Origin of the sequence: Terriglobus roseus DSM 18391 (assembly GCF_000265425.1) — a bacterium.
GTDB lineage: Bacteria > Acidobacteriota > Terriglobia > Terriglobales > Acidobacteriaceae > Terriglobus > Terriglobus roseus.
On the sequence record NC_018014.1, the window covers coordinates 4,750,449 to 4,775,625 of the forward strand.

The 25,177-nt window shown below is 61.3% G+C and carries 26 protein-coding genes; 12 read left to right on the plus strand and 14 right to left on the minus strand.

The annotated features are described in order from the left end of the window. Nucleotides 1–54 precede the first annotated feature (54 nt). A complete protein-coding gene (locus TERRO_RS19665; protein ID WP_014787464.1) occupies nucleotides 55–264 on the minus strand; it encodes a hypothetical protein in 210 nt (69 codons plus the stop codon). A 132-nt stretch (nucleotides 265–396) separates the two neighbouring features. Between TERRO_RS19665 and TERRO_RS19670 the strand changes: the two genes are divergently transcribed. The 3 genes from TERRO_RS19670 to trmFO are packed head-to-tail and all read left to right on the plus strand — an operon-like array spanning nucleotide 397 to nucleotide 2,329. Continuing rightward, entirely contained in the window at nucleotides 397–696 is a 300-nt protein-coding gene (locus TERRO_RS19670; protein ID WP_245536154.1) for a BrnT family toxin, read from the plus strand. Further along, nucleotides 680–976 carry a hypothetical protein gene (locus TERRO_RS19675; RefSeq protein WP_014787466.1) on the plus strand — a complete coding sequence of 99 codons (297 nt, stop codon included), beginning with the start codon at nucleotides 680–682 and terminating at the stop codon, nucleotides 974–976. The genes TERRO_RS19670 and TERRO_RS19675 overlap by 17 nt, the downstream gene beginning before the upstream one ends. A gap of 6 nt (nucleotides 977–982) precedes the next feature. After that, complete coding sequence (gene trmFO / locus TERRO_RS19680; RefSeq protein ID WP_014787467.1) at nucleotides 983–2,329, plus strand: methylenetetrahydrofolate--tRNA-(uracil(54)-C(5))-methyltransferase (FADH(2)-oxidizing) TrmFO; 1,347 nt, start codon at nucleotides 983–985, stop codon at nucleotides 2,327–2,329. A gap of 263 nt (nucleotides 2,330–2,592) precedes the next feature. On the opposite strand, the gene TERRO_RS19685 is transcribed toward trmFO, so the two are convergent. Next, on the minus strand, nucleotides 2,593–3,363 hold the full coding sequence (locus TERRO_RS19685) for a VOC family protein (RefSeq protein ID WP_014787468.1): 771 nt from the start codon (nucleotides 3,361–3,363) through the stop codon (nucleotides 2,593–2,595). A gap of 122 nt (nucleotides 3,364–3,485) precedes the next feature. Between TERRO_RS19685 and TERRO_RS19690 the strand changes: the two genes are divergently transcribed. Further along, nucleotides 3,486–4,181, plus strand: a complete 696-nt coding sequence (locus TERRO_RS19690) for a TetR/AcrR family transcriptional regulator (protein WP_081490691.1) — start codon at nucleotides 3,486–3,488, stop codon at nucleotides 4,179–4,181. A gap of 30 nt (nucleotides 4,182–4,211) precedes the next feature. Here the strand turns inward: TERRO_RS19690 and TERRO_RS19695 are convergent, their stop codons facing one another. Continuing rightward, complete coding sequence (locus TERRO_RS19695; RefSeq protein WP_014787470.1) at nucleotides 4,212–6,071, minus strand: APC family permease; 1,860 nt, start codon at nucleotides 6,069–6,071, stop codon at nucleotides 4,212–4,214. A gap of 119 nt (nucleotides 6,072–6,190) precedes the next feature. On the opposite strand from TERRO_RS19695, the gene TERRO_RS19700 reads away from it, so the two are divergent. Beyond that, nucleotides 6,191–6,391: a type II toxin-antitoxin system HicB family antitoxin gene (locus tag TERRO_RS19700; RefSeq protein ID WP_014787471.1), complete on the plus strand. Its 201-nt coding sequence runs from the start codon at nucleotides 6,191–6,193 to the stop codon at nucleotides 6,389–6,391. Beyond that, entirely contained in the window at nucleotides 6,388–6,606 is a 219-nt protein-coding gene (locus tag TERRO_RS23850; protein WP_157178455.1) for a type II toxin-antitoxin system HicA family toxin, read from the plus strand. The genes TERRO_RS19700 and TERRO_RS23850 overlap by 4 nt, the downstream gene beginning before the upstream one ends. 20 nt (nucleotides 6,607–6,626) lie before the next feature. Here TERRO_RS23850 and TERRO_RS19705 read toward each other — a convergent pair whose 3' ends face one another. After that, complete coding sequence (locus TERRO_RS19705) at nucleotides 6,627–7,460, minus strand: hypothetical protein (RefSeq protein ID WP_014787473.1); 834 nt, start codon at nucleotides 7,458–7,460, stop codon at nucleotides 6,627–6,629. 142 nt (nucleotides 7,461–7,602) lie between these two features. Between TERRO_RS19705 and aspS the strand changes: the two genes are divergently transcribed. Next, entirely contained in the window at nucleotides 7,603–9,417 is a 1,815-nt protein-coding gene (gene aspS, locus TERRO_RS19710) for an aspartate--tRNA ligase (protein WP_041593574.1), read from the plus strand. 44 nt (nucleotides 9,418–9,461) lie between these two features. Here the strand turns inward: aspS and TERRO_RS19715 are convergent, their stop codons facing one another. Both TERRO_RS19715 and TERRO_RS19720 read right to left on the minus strand, forming a co-directional pair. Next, complete coding sequence (locus TERRO_RS19715; protein WP_014787475.1) at nucleotides 9,462–11,036, minus strand: peroxidase family protein; 1,575 nt, start codon at nucleotides 11,034–11,036, stop codon at nucleotides 9,462–9,464. Nucleotides 11,037–11,397: 361 nt separating this feature from the next. Further along, nucleotides 11,398–11,628, minus strand: a complete 231-nt coding sequence (locus tag TERRO_RS19720) for a YgaP family membrane protein (RefSeq protein ID WP_014787476.1) — start codon at nucleotides 11,626–11,628, stop codon at nucleotides 11,398–11,400. 275 nt (nucleotides 11,629–11,903) lie between these two features. Between TERRO_RS19720 and TERRO_RS19725 the strand changes: the two genes are divergently transcribed. Further along, a complete protein-coding gene (locus TERRO_RS19725) occupies nucleotides 11,904–12,995 on the plus strand; it encodes a mechanosensitive ion channel family protein (protein WP_014787477.1) in 1,092 nt (363 codons plus the stop codon). Nucleotides 12,996–13,018: 23 nt separating this feature from the next. Here TERRO_RS19725 and TERRO_RS19730 read toward each other — a convergent pair whose 3' ends face one another. The 6 genes from TERRO_RS19730 to TERRO_RS19755 all read right to left on the minus strand — a co-directional run bounded on the left by TERRO_RS19730 (nucleotide 13,019) and on the right by TERRO_RS19755 (nucleotide 17,513). Continuing rightward, nucleotides 13,019–13,216, minus strand: a complete 198-nt coding sequence (locus TERRO_RS19730; protein WP_014787478.1) for a YgaP family membrane protein — start codon at nucleotides 13,214–13,216, stop codon at nucleotides 13,019–13,021. Between the two features lie 137 nt (nucleotides 13,217–13,353). Further along, the gene (locus TERRO_RS19735) at nucleotides 13,354–14,370 is read right to left on the minus strand and encodes a sugar phosphate isomerase/epimerase family protein (RefSeq protein WP_157178456.1); all 1,017 of its coding nucleotides are present in this window, start codon (nucleotides 14,368–14,370) and stop codon (nucleotides 13,354–13,356) included. 50 nt (nucleotides 14,371–14,420) lie between these two features. Then, on the minus strand, nucleotides 14,421–15,590 hold the full coding sequence (locus TERRO_RS19740) for a DUF6351 family protein (protein WP_014787480.1): 1,170 nt from the start codon (nucleotides 15,588–15,590) through the stop codon (nucleotides 14,421–14,423). A gap of 48 nt (nucleotides 15,591–15,638) precedes the next feature. Continuing rightward, on the minus strand, nucleotides 15,639–15,857 hold the full coding sequence (locus TERRO_RS22870) for a YgaP family membrane protein (RefSeq protein WP_014787481.1): 219 nt from the start codon (nucleotides 15,855–15,857) through the stop codon (nucleotides 15,639–15,641). A gap of 69 nt (nucleotides 15,858–15,926) precedes the next feature. Further along, a complete protein-coding gene (locus TERRO_RS22455; RefSeq protein WP_014787482.1) occupies nucleotides 15,927–16,658 on the minus strand; it encodes a hypothetical protein in 732 nt (243 codons plus the stop codon). A 159-nt stretch (nucleotides 16,659–16,817) separates the two neighbouring features. Further along, on the minus strand, nucleotides 16,818–17,513 hold the full coding sequence (locus TERRO_RS19755) for a hypothetical protein (protein WP_052313407.1): 696 nt from the start codon (nucleotides 17,511–17,513) through the stop codon (nucleotides 16,818–16,820). A 222-nt stretch (nucleotides 17,514–17,735) separates the two neighbouring features. Here TERRO_RS19755 and TERRO_RS19760 point away from each other — a divergent pair, with 222 nt between their 5' ends. Continuing rightward, complete coding sequence (locus tag TERRO_RS19760; protein WP_014787484.1) at nucleotides 17,736–17,966, plus strand: hypothetical protein; 231 nt, start codon at nucleotides 17,736–17,738, stop codon at nucleotides 17,964–17,966. 85 nt (nucleotides 17,967–18,051) lie between these two features. Continuing rightward, on the plus strand, nucleotides 18,052–21,387 hold the full coding sequence (locus TERRO_RS19765; RefSeq protein WP_014787485.1) for a TonB-dependent receptor: 3,336 nt from the start codon (nucleotides 18,052–18,054) through the stop codon (nucleotides 21,385–21,387). A gap of 140 nt (nucleotides 21,388–21,527) precedes the next feature. On the opposite strand, the gene TERRO_RS23325 is transcribed toward TERRO_RS19765, so the two are convergent. Next, entirely contained in the window at nucleotides 21,528–21,704 is a 177-nt protein-coding gene (locus tag TERRO_RS23325; protein ID WP_014787486.1) for a hypothetical protein, read from the minus strand. Next, a complete protein-coding gene (locus TERRO_RS19770) occupies nucleotides 21,701–23,074 on the minus strand; it encodes a DNA polymerase domain-containing protein (protein WP_014787487.1) in 1,374 nt (457 codons plus the stop codon). Before TERRO_RS19770 ends, TERRO_RS23325 begins: the two co-directional genes overlap by 4 nt. A 117-nt stretch (nucleotides 23,075–23,191) precedes the next feature. On the opposite strand from TERRO_RS19770, the gene TERRO_RS19775 reads away from it, so the two are divergent. Together TERRO_RS19775 and TERRO_RS19780 are read left to right on the plus strand one after the other, a co-directional pair. Then, on the plus strand, nucleotides 23,192–23,995 hold the full coding sequence (locus TERRO_RS19775) for a lysophospholipid acyltransferase family protein (RefSeq protein WP_157178457.1): 804 nt from the start codon (nucleotides 23,192–23,194) through the stop codon (nucleotides 23,993–23,995). Continuing rightward, nucleotides 23,995–25,161, plus strand: coding sequence for a glycosyltransferase family 2 protein (locus tag TERRO_RS19780; RefSeq protein WP_014787489.1), 1,167 nt, complete (start codon nucleotides 23,995–23,997; stop codon nucleotides 25,159–25,161). The genes TERRO_RS19775 and TERRO_RS19780 overlap by 1 nt, the downstream gene beginning before the upstream one ends. The last annotated feature ends 16 nt before the right edge of the window (nucleotides 25,162–25,177 follow it).

Consider the following 25,177-nt stretch of genomic DNA (forward strand, 5'->3'; position numbering starts at 1 on the left):
GGCACCCGGCCCCGGTGGCCCCGGAATGGATGGGTGCCACCGTCGTAGGGCCTGTTAGTACGTGCGGTAGGGCTGGTAGACGTTGCGGTAGCCGTAGTAGCGGGCGTGGCGCCAGTAGGGGTCGTAGTAGCTGTAGGCGCCGTACGGATATGCGTTGAACGGGTAGCCGCTGCAGTAGGGAGCGCCGTAGTAGTTGTATGGCCCGTAGCCGTTCCAGTAGTAGCGGCGGGTGAACAACAGGACGATGAGGATCAGGCAAAGCATCAACGGGCCTCGGTGCGGGTTTCCAGAAGCCTACGTCCGCACAGGTATTCCTACGCTTTCTGCTGGGAAAAGTTCACAAGAAACGTCTGACAATCTTCACGGGTTTTGGGTGGATATATACAATGTCCATACGTGGACGAGCTACATCAGCTAGAGGATATGCGGTTCGTTTGGGATGCGGATAAGGCATTCGCGAATGTGACGAAGCATGGCCTCAGCTTTGAGAAGGCGTGCGAGGTCTTCTTCGACCCGCTGATGCAGCTATGGGACGCCTCCCCAAATGACGACTCGCGGCTAGCGGCCGTTGGCGCCACGATGGATCGTGAAGTTTTGTTTGTAGTTCATGTCGACGTTGAAGACACGCTTGTCCGAATTATCTCGGCGCGTCACGCAACCAGAACGGAGAGAGAACGCTATGAAGAGCATCAGTGAGCGCATCCGGCGCCGGATGGTGAAAGACCGGCCCATGACGACGATTAGTATTCGTTTGCCTGAAGACGTGATTGACGACCTGAAGGAGATTGCCCCTATGCTCGGCTTCTCCGGATATCAGCCGTTGATTCGCTCCTATATCGGCCAGGGACTGCGCGTTGACCTGGAAAAGCTGGGTGGTACCCATGTGCAGTTGCTGACGGACAGCCTGCGCGAACAGGGTATTCCAGACGAAGTTATCTCTAACGCGATTGCTGCTGCCCATTTGCGGGTGGCGTAGGTGAGTTTGAAAACGATCAAAGTAATTGGCGGTGGATTGGCCGGCCCTGAGGCTGCGCTGCAGGCTGCGCGTGCGGGTTGTGACGTTACGTTGTACGAGATGCGACCGCATCGTTCGACCGAGGCGCACCAGACGAGCGATTTTGCCGAGCTGGTTTGCTCCAATTCGCTCAAGAGCGAGAGCGAGAATACGGCACCGTGGCTGCTGAAGCAGGAGATGCGGCTGGCCGGTTCGGTGCTGCTGGCGGAGGCGGATGCGTGCGCTGTGCCTGCGGGCCATGCGCTGGCGGTGGATCGTGTGGAGTTTTCGCGGCGGGTTGCGGAACGAATTGCGGCCGAGCCAAAGATCACGGTTGTTCGCGAAGAGGTTACCTCGATTGAAGAGGACGGCGATCACATCACGATGCTGGCTAGCGGGCCGCTGACTTCGCCTGCGTTGACGGCGGATCTGCAGCGGCTGACGGGCGCGGATCACCTTTCGTTCTATGACTCGATTGCGCCGGTGGTGGATGCGACGACGATCAACATGGACCGCGTGTACTTCAAGGCTCGGTGGGATAAGGGCAGCGCCGACTACATCAACTGTCCGTTTACGAAGGAAGAGTACGACATCTTCTACGATGCGCTGATTGCCGCGCAGGAGGTGGAGGCGAAGGACTGGGAGAAGCTGGATTACTTCGAGGGCTGCCTACCGATTGAAGAGATTGCTCGGCGCGGCAAGGACACGCTGCGGTTTGGCTGCATGAAGCCTGTGGGTCTGCGATATCCGGGCACGGAGATTACGCCGTATGCCGTGGTGCAGCTGCGCCAGGAGAACCTGCGTGCGGACAGCTATAACCTGGTGGGCTTTCAGAACCACATCAAGTATGGCGATCAGCAGAGGATTCTGCGGTTGATTCCGGGGCTGGAGAATGCGACGTTCCTGCGCTTCGGACAGATCCATCGCAACACGTATATCAACAGCCCGACGCTTCTGACGGAGACGCTGCAGTTGCGCGCGCATCCGCAGGTGATGATTGCGGGGCAGTTGAGTGGTGTGGAGGGTTATACGGAGTCGATTGCGGGCGGGATGCTGGCGGGGCGTTTCGCCGCAGCGCTTGCGCGTGGCGAACAACCGACACCGGCGCCTCGGCTGTCCGCGCATGGATCGTTAGTTCACTACATTACCCATACGGATGCGAAGCGCTTTCAGCCGGCGAACGTGACGTTTGACCTGCTGATGCCACTGGAAGAAGAGTTGCGGAAGAAGATTCGCGATAAGAAGGAACGTCACCGGATTCAGTGTGAGCGTGGTTTGAATGCCTGGAAGGCGTGGCTGGCGGGTGTGCCGGAAGACGTCGCTGTTCCTGCTTAGAGGTGGTCTCTGTCTTGCTTTTGAGACCTGGGAGCTAAAGCGGGCGCGAGGTATCGTTAAGCTTTCGGAGGGGCTTGGCTTTCGCTACGCCACCCTTCAGCGCGTTGAAAAGATGGCTTTGGCTGCTGAGACGAAATCCCTCAGGGGCTAAAGCCCAACACTTTTTCGCATGAAGAACGGCATGGCTAAAGCCATGCCCCTCCGAAAGACATAACGTAACGACTTACGGGATCCCACATTCCTTCAGGATGTGGGGCACCCGTCTAAGCGGTAGTAGAGACGAGCGCGAAGTTTCCACCTTGGGGATCGATGCCCTGCACGATGCGTGAGCCGCCGGGGACGTCTGCTGGCCCGTGTGTGATGGTGCCACCGTTGTCCGTGATGCGCTTGGCGCCTGCGTCGGCATCAGGGACCTGGAAGTAGAAGAACCAGCCTGGCTTTGCCTTCATGAAGGGCGCGATGTTCATCATGGCGCCGATGTACTTGTCCGTGTCGGTGCGGAAGGTCTGGTAAGTGCCCATCTCCTTCATGTCTATGGCGAAGTCTTTTTCCCAGCCGTAGTGCTTGCTGTAGAACTCCCATGCCTTCTGCCAGTCGGTGGTGGCGAGTTCGTTCCAGCCCACGTTGCCGACTTCATTTTGTGCGAGCCTGGGCGGTGCGGAGCCGGGGCCGGGTTGGAAGAGCAGGTACTTGGCGCCCTGCGGATCGGTGACGACGGCGAAACGGCCGACGCCGGGGATGTCGCGTGGTGGCTGGATCTGGGTGCCGCCGTCCTTCACAACGGAGGCTACTTCCGCGTCGACGTCGGTGGTGTGGATGTGCGCGACCCACTCGGTCGGCAAGTCCATGCCCACGGACTTCCAACTCATCATGCCGCCGACGTCTTTACCGTCCTTGCCGAAGAGGAGGTATTGCATGCCGGGCATGCCGCTGTCTTTCACATCCCATCCGACCACATTTTTGTAGAACGCGACCTCGGGGTCCAGGTCGCCACTCGTCATCAGTTCGTACCAGACAAAGCCGCTCTTGTTCATTTGCAGTCACTCCTTCGTTTCCGCTGTACGGTCTATGTGTACAACGTCCACAATGTACTCATGCCTGTGTGTTGTGTCCAGCGGTGCGGTTGTGAATTTTGGTTAGACTTGGAAGTAACTGCATGCCACGAGCGATCAAACCGCGCACGGACCTAACGTCAGAGGAAGGCTTGAACGTGGCGGAAGCGCCTTCGACGGCGCGGACGACGTTTCGTCATGGCGATCTTCGGCGCGCGCTGCTGGATGCGGGGATCGACATGGCGCGTGGCGGCGGGCCTGAGGCGGTGGTTCTGCGGGAGGCGACACGTCGTGCCGGCGTGGTGCCGAACGCTGCGTATCGCCACTTTCACAACCAGGCGGAGCTGCTGGCGGCGGTGCGGTCTGCTTCGATCGCAGCGCTGGCGGTTGCGATTGAGACGGAGCTGAATACGGTTCGTCCGGGCAAGGATGCCGCGAGCTTTGCGCGGCGCAGTCTGCGTGCGGTGGGCAAGGCTTACATGGATTTTGCGCTGCGCGAGCCGGGGCTGTTTCACACGGCGTTCAGCGTGCCTGCGCCGGTGTTTCAACCGACGAATCCTGACAATGTCGGGCATACCGGAATGAATCCATTTCAGTTGCTGGGACTGGCGCTGGACCGGATGGTGGAGGCGGGAATTCTGAGGCCGAAGGAGCGTCCGGGCGCGGAGTTCCTGGCGTGGTCGACGGTGCATGGGATGGCGATCCTGATGCTGGATGGGCCGCTGCGCGGGATTGACGAGGCTACGGCGCAGCACTTTGGCAAGCGGCTGCTGGACATGGTGGAACGCGGGCTGGCTTAGCTGATCGACGTACCCGTTACTCGACGCGCGTTATTCGACATACCAAGGGACGTTGATGACCATCATGCGCTTGGTGCCGCGCAGGAAGAGCAGCGCTTTGAGCATGGCGGCTCGCTGGTTATGCAGGATGTGGTGATACCAGCGGCGTTCGACCAGCTCTGGCACCATGACGGCGATGAGGCCCTGCGGGTGTTGCTGCTCAATCTGCCGGACGAAGTGCAGGATGGGCAGAAGGACGAAGCGGTAGGGCGAGGGTACGACGGTGAGCGTCGGCGGATGTACGCCGGCCCGATGCGCCGGGGTTTCGACCATCTCTTCCCATTGGGATTGCAACATGCTGTGCGCGCCCGTGCCGGCGACGTGGACGACTCGGACGTCGTCGGAGATGCGCATGGCGAAGGCGAGTGCCTTGCGAGAGACGCGGGTCCAGCGTTCGATGGGGAGGACGACGATGGGGTCGGCCTTGGAGCGGACGGTGAGTGGTGCGGTGGTGAAGATGGCGGTGGAGATGCGGTGATAGTGGTGGCGGATGGCGACCATGAGGCCGCAGAGCGTGGGCACCAGCAGCAGGATGATCCACGCGCCGTCAACGAACTTGGCCACCATGACGATGCATACGGTGATGCCGGTGGCGACGGCTCCTACGCCGTTGACCAGGGCGAGGCCGGGGCGATTGAGCCTGCGCCAGTGCACGACCATTCCTGCCTGGGACAGGGTGAAGGCGAGGAAGGCTCCCACGGCGAAGAGCGGGATGAGCCGGTCTGTGACGCCGCGGAAGCCGACCAGGAGGAGGCCGGCAAAGATGGTGAGGGCTACGACGCCGTGGGTGTAGACGAGGCGGCGTCCGCGGACGCTGAAGACGGTCGGCAGGAAGCGGTCGAGGGCGATGACGCGGCAGAGGCGCGGGAAGTCTGCGTAGGAGGTGTTGGCAGAGAGGCAGAGCACCAGCGCGATGCTGCACATGGCGACGTAGTAGAAGATGCCTCGGCCGGCGACGGCTGCGAGGAGGATTGAGAGGACGCTTTGGTAGTGCGGGCCGGCGGGGTCGGTGGCGGTGACGTGGTAGCCGGCGACGAGGAATGCGAGGCCTGCCAGCAGCGCCATGAGGATGCCGATGATCATGGTGAGGGAGTGCTTGGCGCGGGCGGTCACGGGCTGTTGAAAGGCGCCGACGCCGTTGCTGACGGCTTCGACACCGGTCATGGCGGTGCAGCCGCTGGCGAAGGCCTTGAGCAGCAGCCAGAGGCCGGGGACTGCGAGTGTGGCGGCGACGGGCACGGGCGGTGCCACGACGGGCACGGGGTGGCCGCCGGAGATGAGAACCTTCCATGCTCCCAGAACGATGAGCGCAAAGAGTGAGGCGACGAAGACGTAGGTGGGGACGACGAAGGCTGCTCCCGTGTCCTTAACGCCGCGCAGGTTGAGGAAAGCGATGAGCAGCAGGATGCCGATGCAGAGCGCGACCATGTGCGGCTGTAGCGACGGGACTGCGGAGACGATTGCGCCTACTCCGGCTGCAATGCCGACGGCGACGTTGAGGATGTAGTCGATCATGAGCGCGGCGCCTGCCAGCAGACCAAAGCCTGAGCCGAGGTTGCTGCCCGCTACGGTGTAGGAGCCACCGCCGCCGGGGTAGGCATCGATGGTCTGCCGGTAGGAGAAGAAGACCACTGCCAGCAGAAGGATGACTACGAGCGTGATGGGGCCGAGATAGACACTGCCCATGACGCCGAGCGGAAGGAGCAGTGTGAGTGCGGCTTCCGGGCCGTAGGCGGCCGAGCTGAGGGCGTCGAGGCCGAAAATCGCGACGCCCTTCTTGGCGGAGATGCGCTGATCGTGCTCATCGGCGGTAGCCAGCGCGGAACCGACGACACGATCGAGGATCGACATGCGGTGTTCGCCTCCTCCGCTCGAATTGCAGCGGACACTCGCAAGCATAGGGAAATGGGCATAAGAAGTTCGTAAAAAGCCTCAGCCCGCCTTGTTCGAGCGAAGCTATACTTTTTCGCATGGACTACGAGATCGAGTTCGAGCAGGAAGACGACGGCCGCTGGATCGCCGAGATCCACTCGCTACCCGGCGTGATGGTCTATGGAGCGACTAAGGCTGAGGCTGAATCAAGGGTTCAGGCGCTTGCGTTGCGCGTTACTGCAGATCAGCTGGAACGAGAGCAGTCTACGACGGATCACGTTGGTTTTGCAGCCGCGTGAGTATCTGGCCTAGTTCCAAGGCAAAGCGGGTACTGCGCGCGTTGAAATCCATCGGCTGGGCCGAGGGGCCGCGTCCTGCGGTGGGATCTCATCTTCAACTTCTGAGGTCCGGTTTCCCGCCATTTACATGGGCCTTTCATGATGGCGAGGAGATCGGCCCTAAGATGCTCGCAAGGATCGCGAAGCAGACCGGTTTGCAGCCTAAAGATCTATAGCTCCACTCCGCGAAGTTTAATCAGCGTGGGCGTGACCCTTCAGCGGGGCGCGTGTCACTGCCGTGGACGTGTTTTCCGAAGACGAGGCCGACGGTTGTGCCGAAGGAGCTTGAGCCTGGGCTTACGCCGAAGCGGGTGCCTCCGTCGATGCCGAAGGAACTGTTGAACGGGTGGTAGAAGCCTGCGAAGACGTAGGTGCCGGGCGGTGTGTTGGACTGTTCGTTGTTCTGCCCGAAGACTTCGCCGTAGAGCCGTGTGGACCTGGTGATGTGGTAGCTGACGGCGAGGGATTGCTGGCCGCCGTAGTGGCATCCGGTGGTGTCGCGGCAGCCCTCCTGCACGATGGAGCCGTTGATCATGATGTCGAGCGCGCCGTTTTTGCCGTAGTGGTGGTTGAGCAGAAGGATTGCCTGTTGCCCGTAGCCCTGCAGGTCGTGCTTTGAGGCCGTGGGCAGTTCTGCTTCGTACTGCACGGCGATGCCGGGCGCCCAGCGGTGGTAGCCCTCTTTTTTGAGGGCCACTTTGCCGCCGAGTTGAATGGTGCTGACGCCGTTGGTGGTGGTGCCGTCGTCGTTGACCTCGTGCGAGAAGGCGGACCAGATGAAGTCGAGGCGCAGGCGGTCGAGCGGGGCGTAGTAGAAGGCGGTGTCGACGGTCTGCATGGCGCCGGGGTAGGCGTCGTAGCCTGTCTCCACCTGGACGGTTCCTTTGCCCTGGATGGCGGCGCTGTTGGCGACGGTGGGGCGCGTCGGATTCATCTCGGTGGACTGGGCGCGGGCAGCGGCTGAGCCCGATGCGATGGAGATCGCGATGAGTGCCAGGGCTCTTGCTGAAGTTCGCTGTGGGCGTCTCATGCTTCGAATCACCTTACAGCGAAGACCGCCCAGATGCCGGAAAGGTCCAAAATCTGCCCTCCGCCACTTCCTGCCAGCCAAAATCCGTAAAATAGAACACATCGTGACACTCGACTTTCTTGGACAGCACCAGCGCACGCACATGTGCGGCGACCTTCGTTCCGCCGACGCCGGCCAGACCGTCACCCTGATGGGGTGGGTCAACCGCCGCCGCGACCACGGCGACCTTATCTTTCTGGACCTGCGCGACCGCACGGGCATTACGCAGATCGTTGTGGACAAGTCACGCTCGGGCCATGCGCTGGAGAAGGCCGAGGCTTCGCGGCCGGAGTTTGTGGTGGCTGCCATCGGTACTGTCCGCACGCGCTTTGAGGGACTTGAGAACCCGAATATGCCGACGGGCGATATCGAGGTCGTCTGCACGGATCTGCTGCTGCTGAGCGACGCGAAGACACCGCCGTTCTCGCCGGCGGAAGACGCGATTGGCAATGAAGAGTTGCGGCTGCAGTATCGCTACCTGGACCTGCGCCGGCCGGAGATGCAGGCGAACTTCCTGCTGCGGCATAAGGTCGCACAGGCCGTGCGTAACCAGCTTTCGAGCGAAGGCTTCCTGGAGATCGAGACGCCGTTCATGACGCGGTCGACGCCTGAAGGTGCACGTGACTACCTGGTTCCTTCGCGCGTTCACCCCGGCGAGTTCTATGCGCTGCCGCAGTCGCCGCAGATCTTCAAGCAGATCCTGATGATCGGCGGGTTCGATCGCTACTTCCAGATTGCGCGCTGCTTCCGCGATGAAGACCTGCGCGCCGACCGCCAGCCGGAGTTTACGCAGATCGATCTGGAGATCAGCTTCCCGACGCAGGAGACGGTTTTCGGCGTGGCCGAGCGCTTCCTGGTGGCTGCGTTTGCTGCTGCGGGAACAACGATCCAGACGCCGTTTCTGCGGATGACGTACGACGAGGCCATCAGCAAGTACGGCATCGACAAGCCGGACATGCGTCTGCCGCACATGGCCGATCTGACGGCTACGCTGACGCCGGAGATCCGCACGACTCTGAAGATTGAGCACGATCTGCCGGTCTATGGCTTCGTGATCCCGAAGGTTGGCGAACTGAGTGGCACCGCACGGAAGGCGCTGCTGAGCGAGATCCGTACGTTCTTTGGTGAGAGCGGTCTGGACATTCTCGACCTGGTCCGGTTGCGTACTGCGGAAGCGTTTATGCCGCTGGCCGAAGAGATCGGCAGCCACCTGAATGCGACGACCATCGCGTTCAACGGCGACAGCTTTACGACGGATGATCTTGCGATCGTGATCACGCCGAAGCTGGGCACGCCGGCGATGTGGAACTTCGATCGCCAGTGGATTCCGAAGCGTGTGGGCGCGCTGCGGCTGGAGCTGGCAAAGAAGTACGCCGACAAGCATAAGCTCTTCGAGAAGAAGGGCACCGCGGAGGACTACAAGTTCCTTTGGGTCACAGACTTCCCCATGTACGAGTTCAACGAGGAGAAGAAGACCTGGGACGCTGCGCACCATCCGTTTACGTCGCCGCATGAGGACGACATCAAGAGCGGCGCGCTGTTCAACGACAAGGGCATTGTGCGCGCGCTGGCGTATGACGTGGTGCTGAACGGTCTTGAGCTTGGGTCGGGGTCGATCCGTATCCATCGGAAGGATGTGCAGCAGGAGATCTTCCGTTCGCTGGGCATGGATGAGGCAGAGGCCAAGGAGCGGTTTGGGTTCTTCCTGGAGGCTCTCGAATACGGAACGCCTCCGCATGGTGGGATCGCGCTGGGTCTGGACCGCATTGTGATGCTGCTGGCCGGGGCTACTTCGCTGCGTGAGGTGATTGCGTTCCCGAAGACTGCCAAGGCCGTGGACATGATGGTGCAGGCGCCGAGCGAGCCTACGGAACAGCAGTTGCGCGAGTTGCATCTGCGGACGGTGGTTCGTAGCTAAGGCCATGGGTGTGGCACGCGACGTTGTGCCACACCCATAGTTTCCTACTTTGTACTGAGCGCCACCTTCACAAGTTCCCGTAATCCGAATACGCCATTCTCTGCGTAGGTTGTGGGCTTCCATAAAGGATTCATCGACAGGTAAGAGCTGTTGTCGGCCAGCAGTATGCCCACGAAGGTCTCTGCCACGATCCTTCCGCCGACTGGCCCGAGTTTTCTAGTGCGGGTGTCCTTTGGGTCCGGCACTGTTTCGGCCAGCACGTAGGTCCATAGCGGACAGTTATCGGCGAAGACCGCGCCAGCAACACTCACGATGTCTCCCTTCACATCTGCATCGTCACCCGTGTCAAATTTGCCGATCAGGATCTCCTTGTCCGCGAGTGGTTCAATTCCCATGGCTCGCGCAACATCCTGACCACTTGGTAGCCTCATGCGCCAACCGCGCAGCAGATTGCGTTCTGCGAGAGACGGGATGGGGCGCCCAAACGCCACCTCGGGCAGTGTTTTCAACGGATCCGCGAGGGATGTATCGATGCGGTAGGCCAACTGCATACGAAGCTTGTTCATGGGATCGTTTTCATTTGTCGATCCGGCGGAGCGCGATTCAAGTGGCAGGAACTTATTCCAATCAATTGCCCAGTTGTCCGGGAACTTACGGAACCCTGTAAGCGAGGGTTTCGCGACTGGATCGTCACTAAAGATCGGGAGCAACGTTTCGGCATTCAGGCGGTAGCCGGGTCGCACCATCGAATGGCCGAAACGATAGGCCGCAGCGGAAAACTCCAGCGGCATAAATGCAAATTCCCTGGCGTGGTAATACGCCAGCACCGGCTTGTCCGTAACGACGTTCGTACCCTTCTGCAGGTGTGGCAGAACCGATTGCAGTGGACCGTCGCTTACGATGCGCGGCAGAAAGTCATTCACCAAGATCCACTGATAGTGAAAGCGCACTATCTGCTGCGCTAACTGGAAGCGCTTCTCTGCGGGGACGCCGTCTTCCTGTAAGTCCGCAATGACTTTGTTATGGAAACGGTGAAAGATGCCCTGCAGTTGCGAGACGATGACGTTCTCGTCATTGCGAGGATCCCCGATGATCGCGCGATGTTCCTCCGGCTTGTTATCCGGGGCGGAGGTCCGAACAAGATCCGTCGCGTGCGGGTTACCTGCTCCACCTTTGAGCGGCAGGCCTCGCTTCAGAGTCATGCCGTCATGCGAATACATGTAGGGCTGATCGTCCGGGCCGCGACCGTAGATATTGTCCAGGTCAAAACGCGGTGTACGGTAGTCCACCAAGGCATCCGGATCGTTCTGCTTTTGCAGACTACTTGCAGGATCGAAGGTAAGGTCGTGGTCGACAAACTGACCAAAGTAAGTGTAGCCGGATGGGATACCGCTCTCCTCGTTGTCGGCAGCGTCCTTCGGCGTGTCAGGGGCCGACACCATGGCTTCAGCAAGTTTGTGCAGAGCCTGCATTGCGTGATGCTCATTGTTGCCGAATCCGGCAGGTGGCAGGGCGCGAAACATGCGTCCGAAAGGTCCTGCAAAGAGTTGCGATGCGGGCGAAAGTGCGATGCCGCGAACGAGCGACCCGTGCGGTCTGACCGTGGTTTGCAGTGCCATACTCACTCCTTAAGGTATAAGTCGCCACGCGGCCAGTATTCGTTGCGGGAGTAACTACAAAACGCGGGGAAGCAGCTGGTTCGGGCTGCAATGCAAACTACGTCCTGCCTAACTGCTCGTCAACATTATTCGCTTGAGTTATTTTTTTCGCAGATCCGTATCGCGAGGCGCAGGAGATTTGGACCCTGGCTCCGAATGAGACCACTTACTTCAGCCCAACATTGGAACGAAATGAGCAGACATTCGCAAGGAGCGAACGCTGCTTTCAGCTCTGGTTCTTGAGGAACGGTATGGGTTAGTAAACGAGCCTGGGCGGCGAGGCTTACTTCGCGGGGCGTCAGACCGACGCTGCAAGTTGCGGTTACGAATGCGTAGCGCGCAGGCCTTTTTCCCGTCGTGTTTCATCACACGTCGACCAGCCGAGTGCTGCGTAGAGGGGGCAGAAGCGGTAGACCGCGCTGAAGAGGGGTGCGAAGCCCAGCAGCGCCAGCCATCGCCAGTCGCCCTGCAGGAAGGTGGCGAGCGTGAAGAGGAGCATTGCCAAGAGGAAACGCACGAACATATCGAGAGCACCGACGTTTACTTTGTCCATGGCACTCACCTCCGCGCGGCCGCATCGGCGACCGGCGGAGATCTTGTACGCCTGCGTGTGAATTGTTGTCCAGTGGCGCGTTCCGGAGCCGGCACGCGTCGCGAGATCTTGTCATGGCGCTTTTGCAGCGATGGCGGCGTGGCCAAAGGGCTGTCGTCATCCGGGAGCGTACAGCGCCGTCGTAGAATCCACCCAGATAAGTGTGGGTGGAACGATCCGTTTGCGGGCAATGCACCGTATCCCAGTGCTTATCCCAAGATTGAACGGGGTACAGGATGCAAGTTTTCAATGTCTGGCACGGCTGGTTCGTGCCCTTCTTTCTGCTGTGCGCGGCGCTGGCTTTTTCGAATGCGATCCACTGGGTGCTGTTTCGCGTTGTGCATCGCAGGCAGGAGAGCGCCTCGCAACCGGGTGGCTTCACACCGGGCCTGGGTCTGCAGCGGCACCTGGGCAAGCCGTCGCGAGCCATCTTCATCACCACGTGCCTGTTCCTGGTGCTGCCGTTTGTGCCCGCAGCGCAGCGTATCCAGGAGAACGTTCGCGAAGTGCTGGCGCTGGTCATGGTCTGCTCCATGGGCTGGTTTGCCGTGGGCGCGGTCTATGTCCTGCAGGGTGTGCTGTATCGCCGGTATGACATCAATGCGGAAAACAACGTGGATGCACGTCGCTTTCGTACGCAGTTCCAGTTGCTGCGCCGCATCGTGGTCGCATTCATCATCGTGGTTACGCTGGCGGCGTGCGCCTACACCTTTCACGACGACCGGCTGTGGCGCGCGGGTACGGGACTGCTGGCGTCTGCCGGGCTGGCTTCGCTGATCCTGGCAAGCGCGGCGAAGTCCACGGTGGGGAACTTTCTGGCGGGCATGCAGATCGCGCTGACGCAGCCGATTCGCATCGACGATGTGGTGGTGGTGAATGGAGAGTGGGGCCGCGTCGAGGAGATCAACTCGGCCTATGTCGTCATTAAGATCTGGGACCTGCGACGGCTGATTGTGCCGCTGAGCTGGTTTATCGAGAACAGCTTTACCAACTGGACGCGGGACTCATCGGACATACTGGGCACGGCGTTTCTTTATCTGGACTACTCCGTTCCCGTGGAGCCGTTGCGGCAGAAGCTGCTGGAGATTGCACGCAGTACCAGGCAGTGGGATGGCAACGTCTGCGGACTGCAGGTGACCGATCTGCGCGAGCACACCATGGAACTTCGCTGCCTGATGAGCGCTCGCAATTCGAGTGAGAGCTTTGACCTGCGTTGCATAGTGCGCGAAGAGATGATGAAGTTCGTGCGCGAGAACTATCCGGATGCGTTCCCGACGGCGCGCTTTGTTGCGCAGGCGAAGGACACGCCGCCGGTGGCTGCGATGTGAGCCCTGTTTAGGAATCTCTTGCTCTACCGAAATCCTGCACCGCGCGTTTGCAGACCCAGCAGACTGTAGAGAGGGCAGAATCGGAAGATTGCTGTCAGCAGTGGCACGAAGCCGATCAACCCAATCCACCGCAGATTTCCTGGCAACAACACGAACAGGCTCAAGAACGCCGCGGCGAGAACCAAGCGCACCACTACATCGATCGGTCCCACATTTTTCATGGTCTATCCCTCCACACCTGTTCTAGGTCTGTGGGGGTGAGAGAGCAGTGATCGGCGTCACCCAGGGCGGGGCTGGCGCGCGGCATGGCAGTCCTACGTTCGCAGCGAGACGTCGTAACATCCTTGCCGCCACGGCACTACAGCTTGTAGGTTTCGCTCTCCACGATCGCTGCGCGCAGCGTGCGGAGATCTTCGGTCATGGTCGCGGATACCCATTCCCTGGATTCGACAAGCTTGTCCTTGCCGTCGCCGGCGGCGCCCTTCATGTGCTCGGGCTGGATTTCCACGGGGCCGTTGAAGCCGATCTCGCGCAGGACGGCGTTGGCTCGCGTTAGCTCTACGTTGCCGTGGCCGAGCGGCAGGTAGTGCGGCAGCCAGCGGCCGTCTGCTGCTTTCTCTGGCAGCGAGTCTTTCCAGGAGACGCCACGGATGTATGGTCCCGCTGTGCGCAGGTTCAGCTCCCAGGTGCGCATGCCGCCGGCGTTGGTCATGTGGCAGCTGTCCCACTGGATGCCCACGAAGCGCGGGTCCTGGTCCTTCAGCACATAGAGCAGGTCCCACATGGGGCCGCTGACGAAAACCTTGTCGTTGACGGTGTGTTCGCCGCCGAAGCAGTGGTACATGGCAGTCATGCCGTACTTCTCATTCAAGCGCGCGAGCTTTGCGACGCGTGGCCGCATGGCCTCAAGCTGCGGCAGGATGGGCTGGCCCTTGACGTACTGGAATGATCCCCACCAGTAGGAATGAATGCCGAGCGATGCAGCCGTCTCCAGGATCTCTTCCGCGTGGGGTGAGTCGGCGTCGGCGATGGGCGCTGTCACCATGTGCACCTCGACCCCGTTGCTGCGGACGGCCTGCACAAATGGCGGCAGATCCTGCTTTACCCTGGCCGGATCGATGTGACCGGGATACGGACGGACCGTAATGTCGAGGCCGTCGTATCCCATGGACTTTGCGGCTAATGCAACCTCATGAGGATCGCGCAGGAACTGCAGGTGCTTGCTGTAGATGTCGATCTTCCAGGGCATTGCGCCGGTGACGGGTGTCGATGCGGCTGGTGGCGGAACGGCATCTGCATACGACGAGCCTGGGAGCGCAGCCGCGGCAACTCCGGCGCCCGCGCCGCGCAACATGAATTCACGACGATTGAACATGCGGGCCATTCTAGTCTCGCAAGGCAAGCCTTTTCGAATGTCTCGCGCCCTCAGGGCAGCAGGCCTGCCTTCGGCTGCTTGCCGTGGTTGACCCAGTCGACTAGCTCATCGAAGGCTCGGCCTGTCTCCTCGCCGGACATGGTGCAGTGTCCGTCGCGGTGGACGTACTGCTGCACGAAGTTCTGTGAGAAGCCTGCGGCTGCGATCATCTGCGGATAGCTTGTGATGGTTGCGGCGGGGATCAGCGGATCGTAGGTGGTGGTGAGCGCGAGCATCGGCTTCAGCACTTTGCCCGTTGGCGTTACGTTGCGGACGAGGTACTGGTGCGCGTTGGAGTCGGCGGCGTAGCGGGCTACGTGATCGTTGAGGTCGTTGTCGCTGGCGGAGTCATCGGGGTCTGTGCCGTTGTAGATGAGGTCGCGATTGTCGAATGGATTGCCGCCGGCCCGCTGCTGGTAGTCCGCGATGATGAAGCCGATGTAGGAGATCATGTGCGCGACGTCTTCGTCGTTGTGCAGATGCATCAGGTTGCGGATCTTGCGCGCCTTGGTGGGGTCGGACTTGAGTGCGGCTGCGACCTTCGCGCGATTCGCGTCGGTGTCCATGTAGTCGGCGGGTGTGGGCACCAGCGGCGGCATGAGGCCCGGGAAGTAATAGTCGAAGGCTGCGCGGAAGGCGAAGCGCTGCTGCATGGGTGGGTCAGTCGGTCCGAGACGTCCGCAGAGTGCGAGTGCGCCGTCGTAGACCTCAGGTCGCTGCTCCAAGGTGACCATGGTGAGAGCGCCGCCCATGCTGCCGCCGGTGACGAAGGTCTGCTTTGGCTTGCCGTAATGCTTTACGAAGTATTCGCGAAGCCGGTCGGTCTCTGGCAAGGCCTGTTCGAGGGCCCAGCCTGTGCGCGAGTAGGCGGACTGCACGATGGCGTAGCCGCGGTCATACTCCGGTGTCTGCTGATTGCTGAGCGGCTTGTCGAGTTCTGGCCCGAAGGGGACGTAGGAATAGCCGTGATAGAAGACGACGAGCGAGCCGTTCCAGTGTGCAGGGATTTCGATGCGATAGGGTACGCCGCCGAGTTCGCCGTGTTCGCTGGTCGCGCCCGCGGCCGGGTGCGTGACGCGCTGGTTGGTCACGAGTGGCGCGAGGGCCGATGCGGGTTGTGCCTGGACACGGCACGCGCCAGCCGCAAGGAACGAAAGCAACAGGGCGAACGAGAGCTTCATAGCTTCGAGTCTAATCAGTCGACTTGGCAGCCATGGTGAGGCGGAGAACTACTTGCGCAACTCCGCACCGCAGGTCTGCACGCCCAACAGATCGTAGAGCGGGCAGAAGCGGAAGAGCGCAGTCATCATGGGCAGGAAGCCTGCGACCGCGATCCAGCGTTGTCCTTCTCCGAGGACGGCGTTGGCGCTGAAGAGAACCGCTGCCAGGGCGAAGCGCAGCAGCATGTCGATCCGTCCTACATTCCTTGCCACTGGTTCCGCTTGCATGGCTTTGTTGTACGGTTCGACACACGCTGGTTGCGGTGACGGTGGTCACACGGCGTCGCACTTTCGCTTTTAGAGGCGCACCACCCAGGCCGTAAACGCGTGCCACCAGGCCCAGCCGTTTGCGAAGTTCGCACCGATGCCGAGTGCGGTGTTCGCGATGAGCGCGACGATGTAGGGCGCACGCACCTTGCCTCGGCGGGCGTCGTCCAGCAGCAGCACGATGAGGATGAGACTCATGAGGCCCATGGCCATGTTGACGTCGGCCGGCATGCTCTTGCGGAAGACAGGAAGAATGGGCATGGCGCGGACGATGGCGGGCGGCATCATCAACAGCACGGTGGATGCGATGTAACGCGCATGCAGGTCTGTGTTGCGACCGTAGTAGATGGCGAGACCCACGTAGGTGGGAAGCAGCAGAAGGGCGCCAACATCAAGGAACGCCAGATGATTGATCATGAACGGCGGGATCGCTGAGGCGATGAGCATACTGCGCATCATGAGGAAGCCCACGACGACGATGGCCGGTACCAGCAGGAATGCACCCCAACGGCCCAGCACGCGGTGCCAATACAGCTTTCCACGCTGGTAGAGGATGGGCTGCACGATCAGAAGCGCAATCCAACCGCCCATGAGCGCGCCGTGGATGTGGTGAAGCAGGGCTTGTGTGCGGATGACCGCGAAGTAACTCTGGGCGAAGCCAAGCCACGTGGTGGCGATGGCTGCGAGGAAGTACCACTGAGCATGCGGATACAAGACGCCGCTACGCTGCCCGATTGCGCGAGGAAGTGCGGTGGTTGCCATCGTACGGACTCCCATACAGACCTAGGGTGTTAGGGGGGTGTGTCCATACTGAGCCGCGCGACGGTGGCCTGCAAGAAGATTTTCTGTTCCGGCGACACATCCTGAGATGTGAGGGACAGCTGTTTTGTTATGAGAAACAGCTGTTCGGCTTCGGGTGACCTACTTTGCAGGCAGTGTTGGCTGCGTGTTCTTCGCCCAGGACGGTCCGGAGAGTTCTACGTCGTAGACCGTGCCGCCGTTGTAGAGTTCGCCGTTCATGCGGATAAAAGTGGGTGCGTCGCCGCCGAGGGCCCAGATGTGCAGATCGCCCGGATCTTTGCCGATGATGGGGGCGATGACGCCGACGATGCCGCCGAGTTCAAAGTGGACCTTGAAGGTGTCCGCCTTGCGGCGTTCGCCACCGATGGTGAAGCCGCTCTGGCCGTCGCGCGAGATAGCGAGTTTGATGAGTCGTGGCTTTGGCGCGCTGGCGACATAGCCGACCTTCACCTCGTCGACGCCGCTTGGGAAGTTCTGGATAACGAGCGGCAGCAGGCCGTTGGCGAGATCGAGTGGCAGGTCCATGTGGTCGGTCTTCACCTCATCTTTGCCGTCTTTCATCTCGTGCCAGGTGACGTTGCCACTGGCTGCGTTGACGGTGGTGTCAATCGGTTTTGGGAACGACGGTCCCTTCTGGATGTGGTGATCGCTGACGACACGAAGATTCTTGCCTTGCGTGTAGACGGTGGTTTCATCATCGAGCGACCCGTCACGAAAGCGCATGGTGAGGCGCGAGACCCAGGTTTTTCCACGCGCGACATTGGTATCGTCGGCCACGCCGACCAGCTTGCCGGCTTCGTTGTAGATCAGAAGCATGGCATGCACGGATCCCTGCCGATGTCGGGCGGGGATAGTTTCGCCGGAGGCGAGGCCAATGGAGAGAAGAGGGCAAAGCAAGAGCGACAGCGATCGGTGCACGTATGTCCGTTCCGGTCCAGGGTTGCACGTCGCGCTGTGCGTACCTGTGGGATGCGTAATTTCATGATTGCGTCTGCCGGCATGGCACATACATTTGGCACGCGGCTTTATCATGGGGCTATGCCTTTTCCTAAGAAGACGTGCGCCGTGTGTGGCGAAGAGTTCGAGCTAAGGCCCGACAAACCGGGTTTTGCCAATCGCTGCCCGGAGTGCACCGCCGAAGAGCTGGAAGCCGCAGCCGAAGCCGCGAAGAAGAGCGGCATGGATGCAGACGAACGCCGCGAAAAGAGTGAGATGGATGCGGCCCGGCGAGAGACGATCCGGAACATGCTGTATCGCAAAGACAGCTAGCGGCAGACTTGATCCAATGAAATCGGCGAAGGCCGCTTCGCGCCAGGCACTTTCCTATACGGTTCGAATCGCATAGATTCGTAGCATGCCGTTTCGTGAGAGTTCGACCCGGCTGCGCCTGTGTGCACTTGCCCTGGTTGCCTGCACCGTGCCTGCAGCCCATGCACAGATCGCCGGGGAACTGCGCGGTCGCGTGGTGGACCGTACCGGCGCATCCGTTGGTGGTGCACGCGTTACGTTGACGCAGACGGCTACATCGGTGCAGCAGTCTTCGACCAGCAGCGCCGACGGCCTGTATAACTTTCCGCAGCTTGTCTCGGGCAGTTACAACCTGCATGTGGAGCACGCCGGTTTCGCCTCGTACGATCGCAACGGCATCACCATTGCAACGGGCGGAACAGTGGGCTTGGATGCGACGCTGGCCGCAGCCGGTTCCGATGCGGTGACCGTGAGCGCAGACGCTGCGCTGCTGCAGTCGCAGACATCGAACATTGCCACCACGATCGCGAGCGGTACCGTGCAGGCGATTCCGCTGAACACGCGCAACTTCATTCAACTGGCGCAGCTGGCGCCGGGTGTGTCGCTGCCGCCGGGAACGCTGCTGCCGCGCATCAATGGCGGACGTCCGCGCACGAACGAATACCTGTTCGACGGCATTAGTGCGTTGCAGCCGGAGCCCGGGCAGGTCGCGTTCTTTCCGATCCTGGACAGCATCAGCGAGTTCACCATTGTGACGAACAATGTGCCTGCGGAGTACGGCCGCTTCAACGGCGGTGTGGTGAATGTGGCGACGCGGAGTGGTTCCAACCAGATCCACGGCAGCGTCTTTGAATACTTCCGCAATGAGGCGCTGAACGCGCGGAACTGGTTTGCGAATTCCACCGCTCGTAAGCCGATGTATCGTCGCAACCTGTTTGGCGCGACGCTGGGCGCGCCCATCCTGCATGACCGGTTGTTCTTCTTTGGCGATTACCAGGGCGTGCTGCAGCGCATTGGTGTGACGCGCATCTCGACTGTGCCCACGGTAGCGCAGCGGGCGGGGATCTTCACCGGCACGCGCATCTATAACCCGAACACGACGACCACGGTGGGTGGGCGTCTGACTCGTACCGAGTTTCCGAACGATGTGATTAATGTGCCGCTGGATCCTGCGGCGGTTGCGCTGCTGGCCCGTTATCCCCTGCCCACGTCCGCGGGTGCGGCGAACAATTACACGCGCGTAGCGAATGATGATGACCATCAGCAGCAGTTTGATGTACGCGTGGATGGCGCACGCGGACAGCATGACCGCGGCTTTGCACGGTACACCTACTACCACGAGGTCGAACAACCGGCGACGCCGCTGCCGGATGGTTCCGGTGCGATCACGGGATCGGTACTGGGTGCGGGGAATGTGACGGGGCTGACGCACATTACGGGACAGCAGGTGGTGCTGAATGAGACGCATACCTTCAACAACGCGCTGCTGAATAACTTCCGGCTGGGATATACGCGGCGCGGAAATACGCAGGCGGGCACAGCGCTGGGCAACACGGCTTCCAACTCGCTTGGCGTTCCGGGTATTCCGACGAATGCTGCGTTCAGCAATGCTTTGCCGCTGTTTACATTGACAGGACTTACGCAACTTGGGTCGAGCGGAAGTACTTTCTCGCAGTACCAGACTTCAGTGGGCGAAGTAGTGGATACGCTGCAGTGGGTGCGCGGGGCGCATAGCGTGAAGGCCGGCTACGATGGCCGCCGCTATGAGTTGAATGCGATTGCGCCGCCGAATCCGACGGGATCGTTTGCCTTCACAACGACGGGCACCAACATCCAGGGCACGACGGGAGCGACGGGCGGCAATGCCCTTGCAAGTTTTCTGCTGGGACAGGTGGATACGTTCTCCATTGACCTGCAGGCGCGCACCATTCGTCCGCGCGATTACATTCATGAGTTCTTCGTGCAGGATGACTGGCGCGCGATGCCGAACCTGACGATCAATGCGGGTTTGCGTTGGTCGCTGCATATGCCTTCGACCGAGGCGCATAACCAGGGTGCGGTCTTCAACCTGGCGACGCAGCAGCTTGACTACCTGGGTGTGAATGGTAATTCGCGCAGCGCGCGTGAACTGCACTGGGGCAACGTGGCGCCGCGCTTCGGCTTTGCTTACTCACCGGATACGAAGACGGTGATTCGCGCAGGCTTTGGCATTGTCTTTATCGATCAGAGCGGCATTACTACCCCGTTCACGACGCCGCAGTATCCATTTATCCAGAACGTGCAGCAGAAGACGACCGACAGTTACTCCGCGCCGTTCAAGCTGTCGAATGGGCCGACGGTTTCGCCCATCGCTTATACGCCGGATGCGGGCCTGGGACAGAGTGTCTACACGGCAACTCGCAAGGCTGGCAGTGGTTATGTGCAGCAGTGGAATTTGGCGGTGCAGCGTGCACTTACGAACAATCTTTCCGTCGAGGTTGCTTACGTTGGATCGCACATTGTGCACGTGGGTATTCCGGACAGCAACCTGAATCAGCTAACTGGAGCACAGTTGGCGCAGGGATCTGCGTTGACGGCAACGGTTGCGAATCCTTACTTCGGGATTCTGCCTGCGTCGAGTCCGCTGGGTACGCGAACCATTGCTGCGGGCCAGTTGCTGAAGCCGTATCCGCGTTTTCAGAATGTGTCGATCTACCGTAACAACACCGGCCAGACGAACTACAACGCGATGGAAGTGAAGGTGGAGCAGCGCATGTCGCACAACCTGTCGGTCTTGTTTGGTTATACGCATTCGAAGCTGATTGATGATGCTTCGTCGGTCTTCTCTTCTACGGTGTTGTCCTCGCCTAACTCCTCTTCGTTAATTGCCGCAGATACTTATCGTCCTTACCTGGAGCGTGACTCTTCCAACGGCGATATGCCCAATGTGCTGACGCTGGCCGCGGTGTATGCGTTGCCGAAGTTTGCGGGTCACGGTTTTGCAACCGTCGCGCTGGGGGGATGGACGGTGAATACCGTGATCACGTTGCAGAGCGGCATGCCCGTGACTGTGACGCAGGCCACCAATACGAACAGCTTCGCCGGTGTGGCGCTGATGCGGCCGAACCTGGTTGCGAATCCATCGTTGCCGAAGGAGCAGCGCACCAAGGCTCGGTTCTTCAACACGGCGGCGTTTGCGACGACGCCTCAGTTCCAGTTCGGTTCCGCGTCGCGTAACCCGGTGCGTGGACCGGCCTATCGCAACGGCGATCTTTCGCTGATTAAGCACACGATGCTTGGCGAGAAGACGGACCTGGAGTTTCGCGCGGAGTTGTTCGATGTGACGAATACACCGGGGTTTGCGCAGCCGAATGGTTCGTTTGGTACGGCTGCCTTTGGAAGCATCACGGCGACGGTTACGGATCCTCGTGTGGCGCAGTTTGCTTTGCGGTTGAGCCGGTAACGCGCGTCGGAACGGGACGTCGATCTTTCCCGATTAAGAAAAGCTCAACCTCAGCGGCTAAAGCCGACTTTCATTTCATGCACTGTTGGCATGGCTAAAGCCATGCCCCTCCGAAAGCGAAATGACGGCTAGATCTGGTTCTACCGTCGGCTGAAGATCAGCCAGAGGATGCCGAGGAGTACCAGCAGGCCGATGCCGCCGGGCCAGATGAAGAAGCCGCCGTTGCTGGAGTAGCCCATCATCACGCAGCCGCTGAGTGCGCTGCAGGCACTGAGTCCGGTGATCAGCAACACCGTCGTACGAATCGATTGCTTCATGCCTGCTCCTTTGCTTCGCGCCAGGCGCGGGTTGGGTCGTCGTCCGGGTCGGGCGTGCCCTGTGCGGGGCGCTGATCTTCCGGCACGTTTCGCAGGTTGATCCGGATGCGGTACCAGACGTAGGCCGATCCGCGCATGCGATCGACCAGCACATCATCCGGCGCGAGCAGCGCAGCCGCTTCGGGGTGCTGCTGCTTCCATCGCTCCAGTCCGGCCTCTGCGGCGGCCTTGTCGGCTGACTGCGCGATGACGATGAGCGGCATCGTGGATTGTCTGCGGCCGGCGGCTGCGCGCTTCTTTGGAGCGGGGCTTTCTTCGGAACTCTCACCCTCTGCGACTGCTTTCTTGGCGGCACTCTTCTTCGCGCCGCTGCGGGCTTTCGAGGGTTGCACGCGGGCGGGCTCGCCTTCCATCTTGCGGAAGTGCGGCGGCCAGGGTGCGTCGCCGATGCCTTCGGCCTCATCGCGCGCGGCCATCTCCAGCAGCGCGTCGAGCGTGCCTGCGTGGTCGTCCATTGCGGCCTGCGGGTCGCCGATCTTTGCGAAGCGGTCGGGCACGGTGTGCACGGTGAAGTCCGCGGGGTCGCAGGACATGACCTCGTCCCAACGCAGCGGCGTGCTCACGCGCGCGTCGGGCAGTGGGCGCACCGAGTAGGCGGAACACGTGGTGCGGTCCTTGGCGTTCTGGTTGTAGTCCAGGAAGACGCCGTGGCGCTCTTCCTTCCACCACTTGCTGCTGGCGAGTGGCGACCGGCGTTCGACCGCACGTGCCAGTGCGAGTGCGGCGCGGCGGACCTCTGTGAAGGTCCATTGCGGCTGGATGCGGACGTTGATGTGGATGCCGCGCGAGCCGCTGGTCTTGGGCCAGCCGACCAGGCCGAGTTCGTCGAGCAGGGCCTTCACTTCCATGGCGACGGAGCGCACATCGTCCCAGGCGATGCCGGGCTGCGGATCAAGATCGACGCGCAGTTCGTTGGGGTGGTCGAGATCGCCGGTGCGGACGGGGTGCGGATGCAGCTCGATGCAGCCGAGGTTGACGATCCAGGCGAGGCCCGCGGCATCGTCCACGACGACTTCTTCCGCCGTGCGGCCGGATGGGAATGAGAGGGTCGCGGTCCGCAGCCAGTCGGGTTTATCGGCTGGGGCACGCTTCTGGTAGAAGGGCTCCTTCTCGGCGCCGTCGACGAAGCGCTTGAGCACGATGGGGCGGTCGCGGATGCCATTCAACGCGCCGGGCGCGACGGAGAGGTAGTAGCGCACGATGTCGATCTTTGAGAGCTGCACGCCGCGCGTGAAGTACGGTTTGCGCGGGTTGGAGACGCGCACGGTGCGCCCTTCGATCTCGAGCAGCTCTTCTTCGCCCTTCGCCACGTTGGCCTCCTGAAATGCAATGAGTGTGATGCGGCACAGCCTGAGATCGTTCGTGACGCTGGCCTATGAAGCCTGCGTATGGGGTGGCTGCTAGCATCGGACTCGGTGATGGTCCCAATGTCCAGACAAATGTTGCAGCAGGCCGGCGTTCGACCCGCATCGCCTGCGTTGGTGCGGGCGTTCGCGGTGATTGCGCGGCGGCGTCTTCGGGGAGGCTTTCGTGCGCTCCGCATGCTGCATGCGGAGCGTCTGGCTCAGGCCGGCACGGGACCGCTGATCGTCTATCTGAACCACCCCTCGTGGTGGGATCCGCTTCTGTGCCTCACGTTGGCAAGGACGCTGTTGCCCGATTGCATGCACCACGCCCCCATGAGCGCCGCATCGCTGCTGCGGTATCCCATGTTCGGCAAGCTGGGTATGTTTCCGGTCGATCAGGGTTCCGCGCGTGGCGCAGCGCAGTTTCTACGCAGCAGCCAGTCGGTGCTGGCAGCAGGGGGCGTACTTTGGATTACCGCACAGGGCCGCTTCAGCGATGTTCGACTTCGCCCCACGACATTGAAGGCAGGCCTTGGAACGCTGTTGCATCGCTTCCATGACACGACATCGATCACGGTGCTGCCGCTGGCAGTGGAGTACACGTTCTGGAACGGAGTGAAGCCGGAGGCACTTGTTGCCGCAGGAACACCGATTCCCGTGCATCGCATGGAGACGACGCACACCGCACGAACCTGGACGCAGCTGCTGGAAGAACACTTACAGACCACACAGGACGAATTAGCTGTTGCAGCCATGGACCGCGATCCGGCGATCTTCCAGACACTGCTGGACTCGGAGGGCGCCAGCCTGTGGCAGCGGCTGCGTGCCCGCATGCGTGGGGAACTCGAAATGCCGGGCGCGGATCACACGACGGAGCCCCACTGATGCTCTTCGCATGGACAATCGCTTCCGCTGTGTGTGCTGCCATCCCCGCCGTGATGACGGTGATGAACCTGCGTGAGTATCGCGAGCCGGCCGCAGCGACAGGCGAACGGCTGCCGGCGGTGACGGTCGTCATCCCCGCGCGCAATGAGGCGGCGGGCATCGCAGCGTGTGTGAGCAGCGTGCTGGCGTCGACTGGTGTGGATCTGCAGGTCGTCGTTGTGAACGATGCATCGACCGACGACACCGCGGAGATTGTGCGTGGCATGGCGAGGCAGGATGCGCGGCTGCGGCTGGTCGAGTCGGTGACGCTGCCGGACGGGTGGAACGGTAAGCAGCACGCCTGCTGGCAGGGCGCACAGGCTGCTACTTCGTCGTTGCTGTGCTTTCTGGACGCCGATGTGCGACTGCATCCGGATGCGCTGGCTCGCACCGTGACGAGTATGGTGCAGGAGCGCGCGGCGTTGCTCAGCGGCTTTCCCCGGCAGATTACCGGTACGTGGCTTGAGGCGCTGCTGCTGCCGTTGATCCACTTTGTGCTGCTGGGGCTGCTGCCGATGCGTGCCCTGCGGCGCACGACCAAGCCCGCCTATGCTGCGGGTTGTGGGCAGTTTCTGCTGGTGGATCGGGAGGCGTACACGAAGAGCGGCGGCCATGAGGCGATTCGTCACACCATGCACGACGGCCTGCTGCTGCCGAAGCTGCTGCGTTCGCACGGCTATGCGACGCGGCTGGTCGACCTGACGGAACTGGCCGAGTGCCGCATGTACACCAGCGCGGCTGCCACCTGGAATGGCCTGAGCAAGAACGCGACCGAGGGCATGGCGGCTCCGGTTCGCATCGTGCCGATGACGTTGCTGCTGGGACTGGGGCAGGTGTTGCCGCTGCCATTGTTGTGGATGGCATGGGAGCGGACGCCTTTCATCATCCCATTCCTGGGACCGCCGATTCGCATTGGCATGGCACCGGTTTGGTGGAGTGCGATCGCCGTTGCGCTGAGTTATCTGCCGCGGGTGATCAATGCCGCGCGCTACCGCCAGAGCTGGCTGAGTGCGCTGCTGCATCCTGTGGGTGTTGCGGTGCTGCTGGTGCTGCAGTGGGTGGCGCTGGGTCGCAAGCTGCTGGGCCGGCCGGCGACCTGGAAGTCGCGGGCTTATCCCTCGAACTGACACCCGGCGGGTGCCG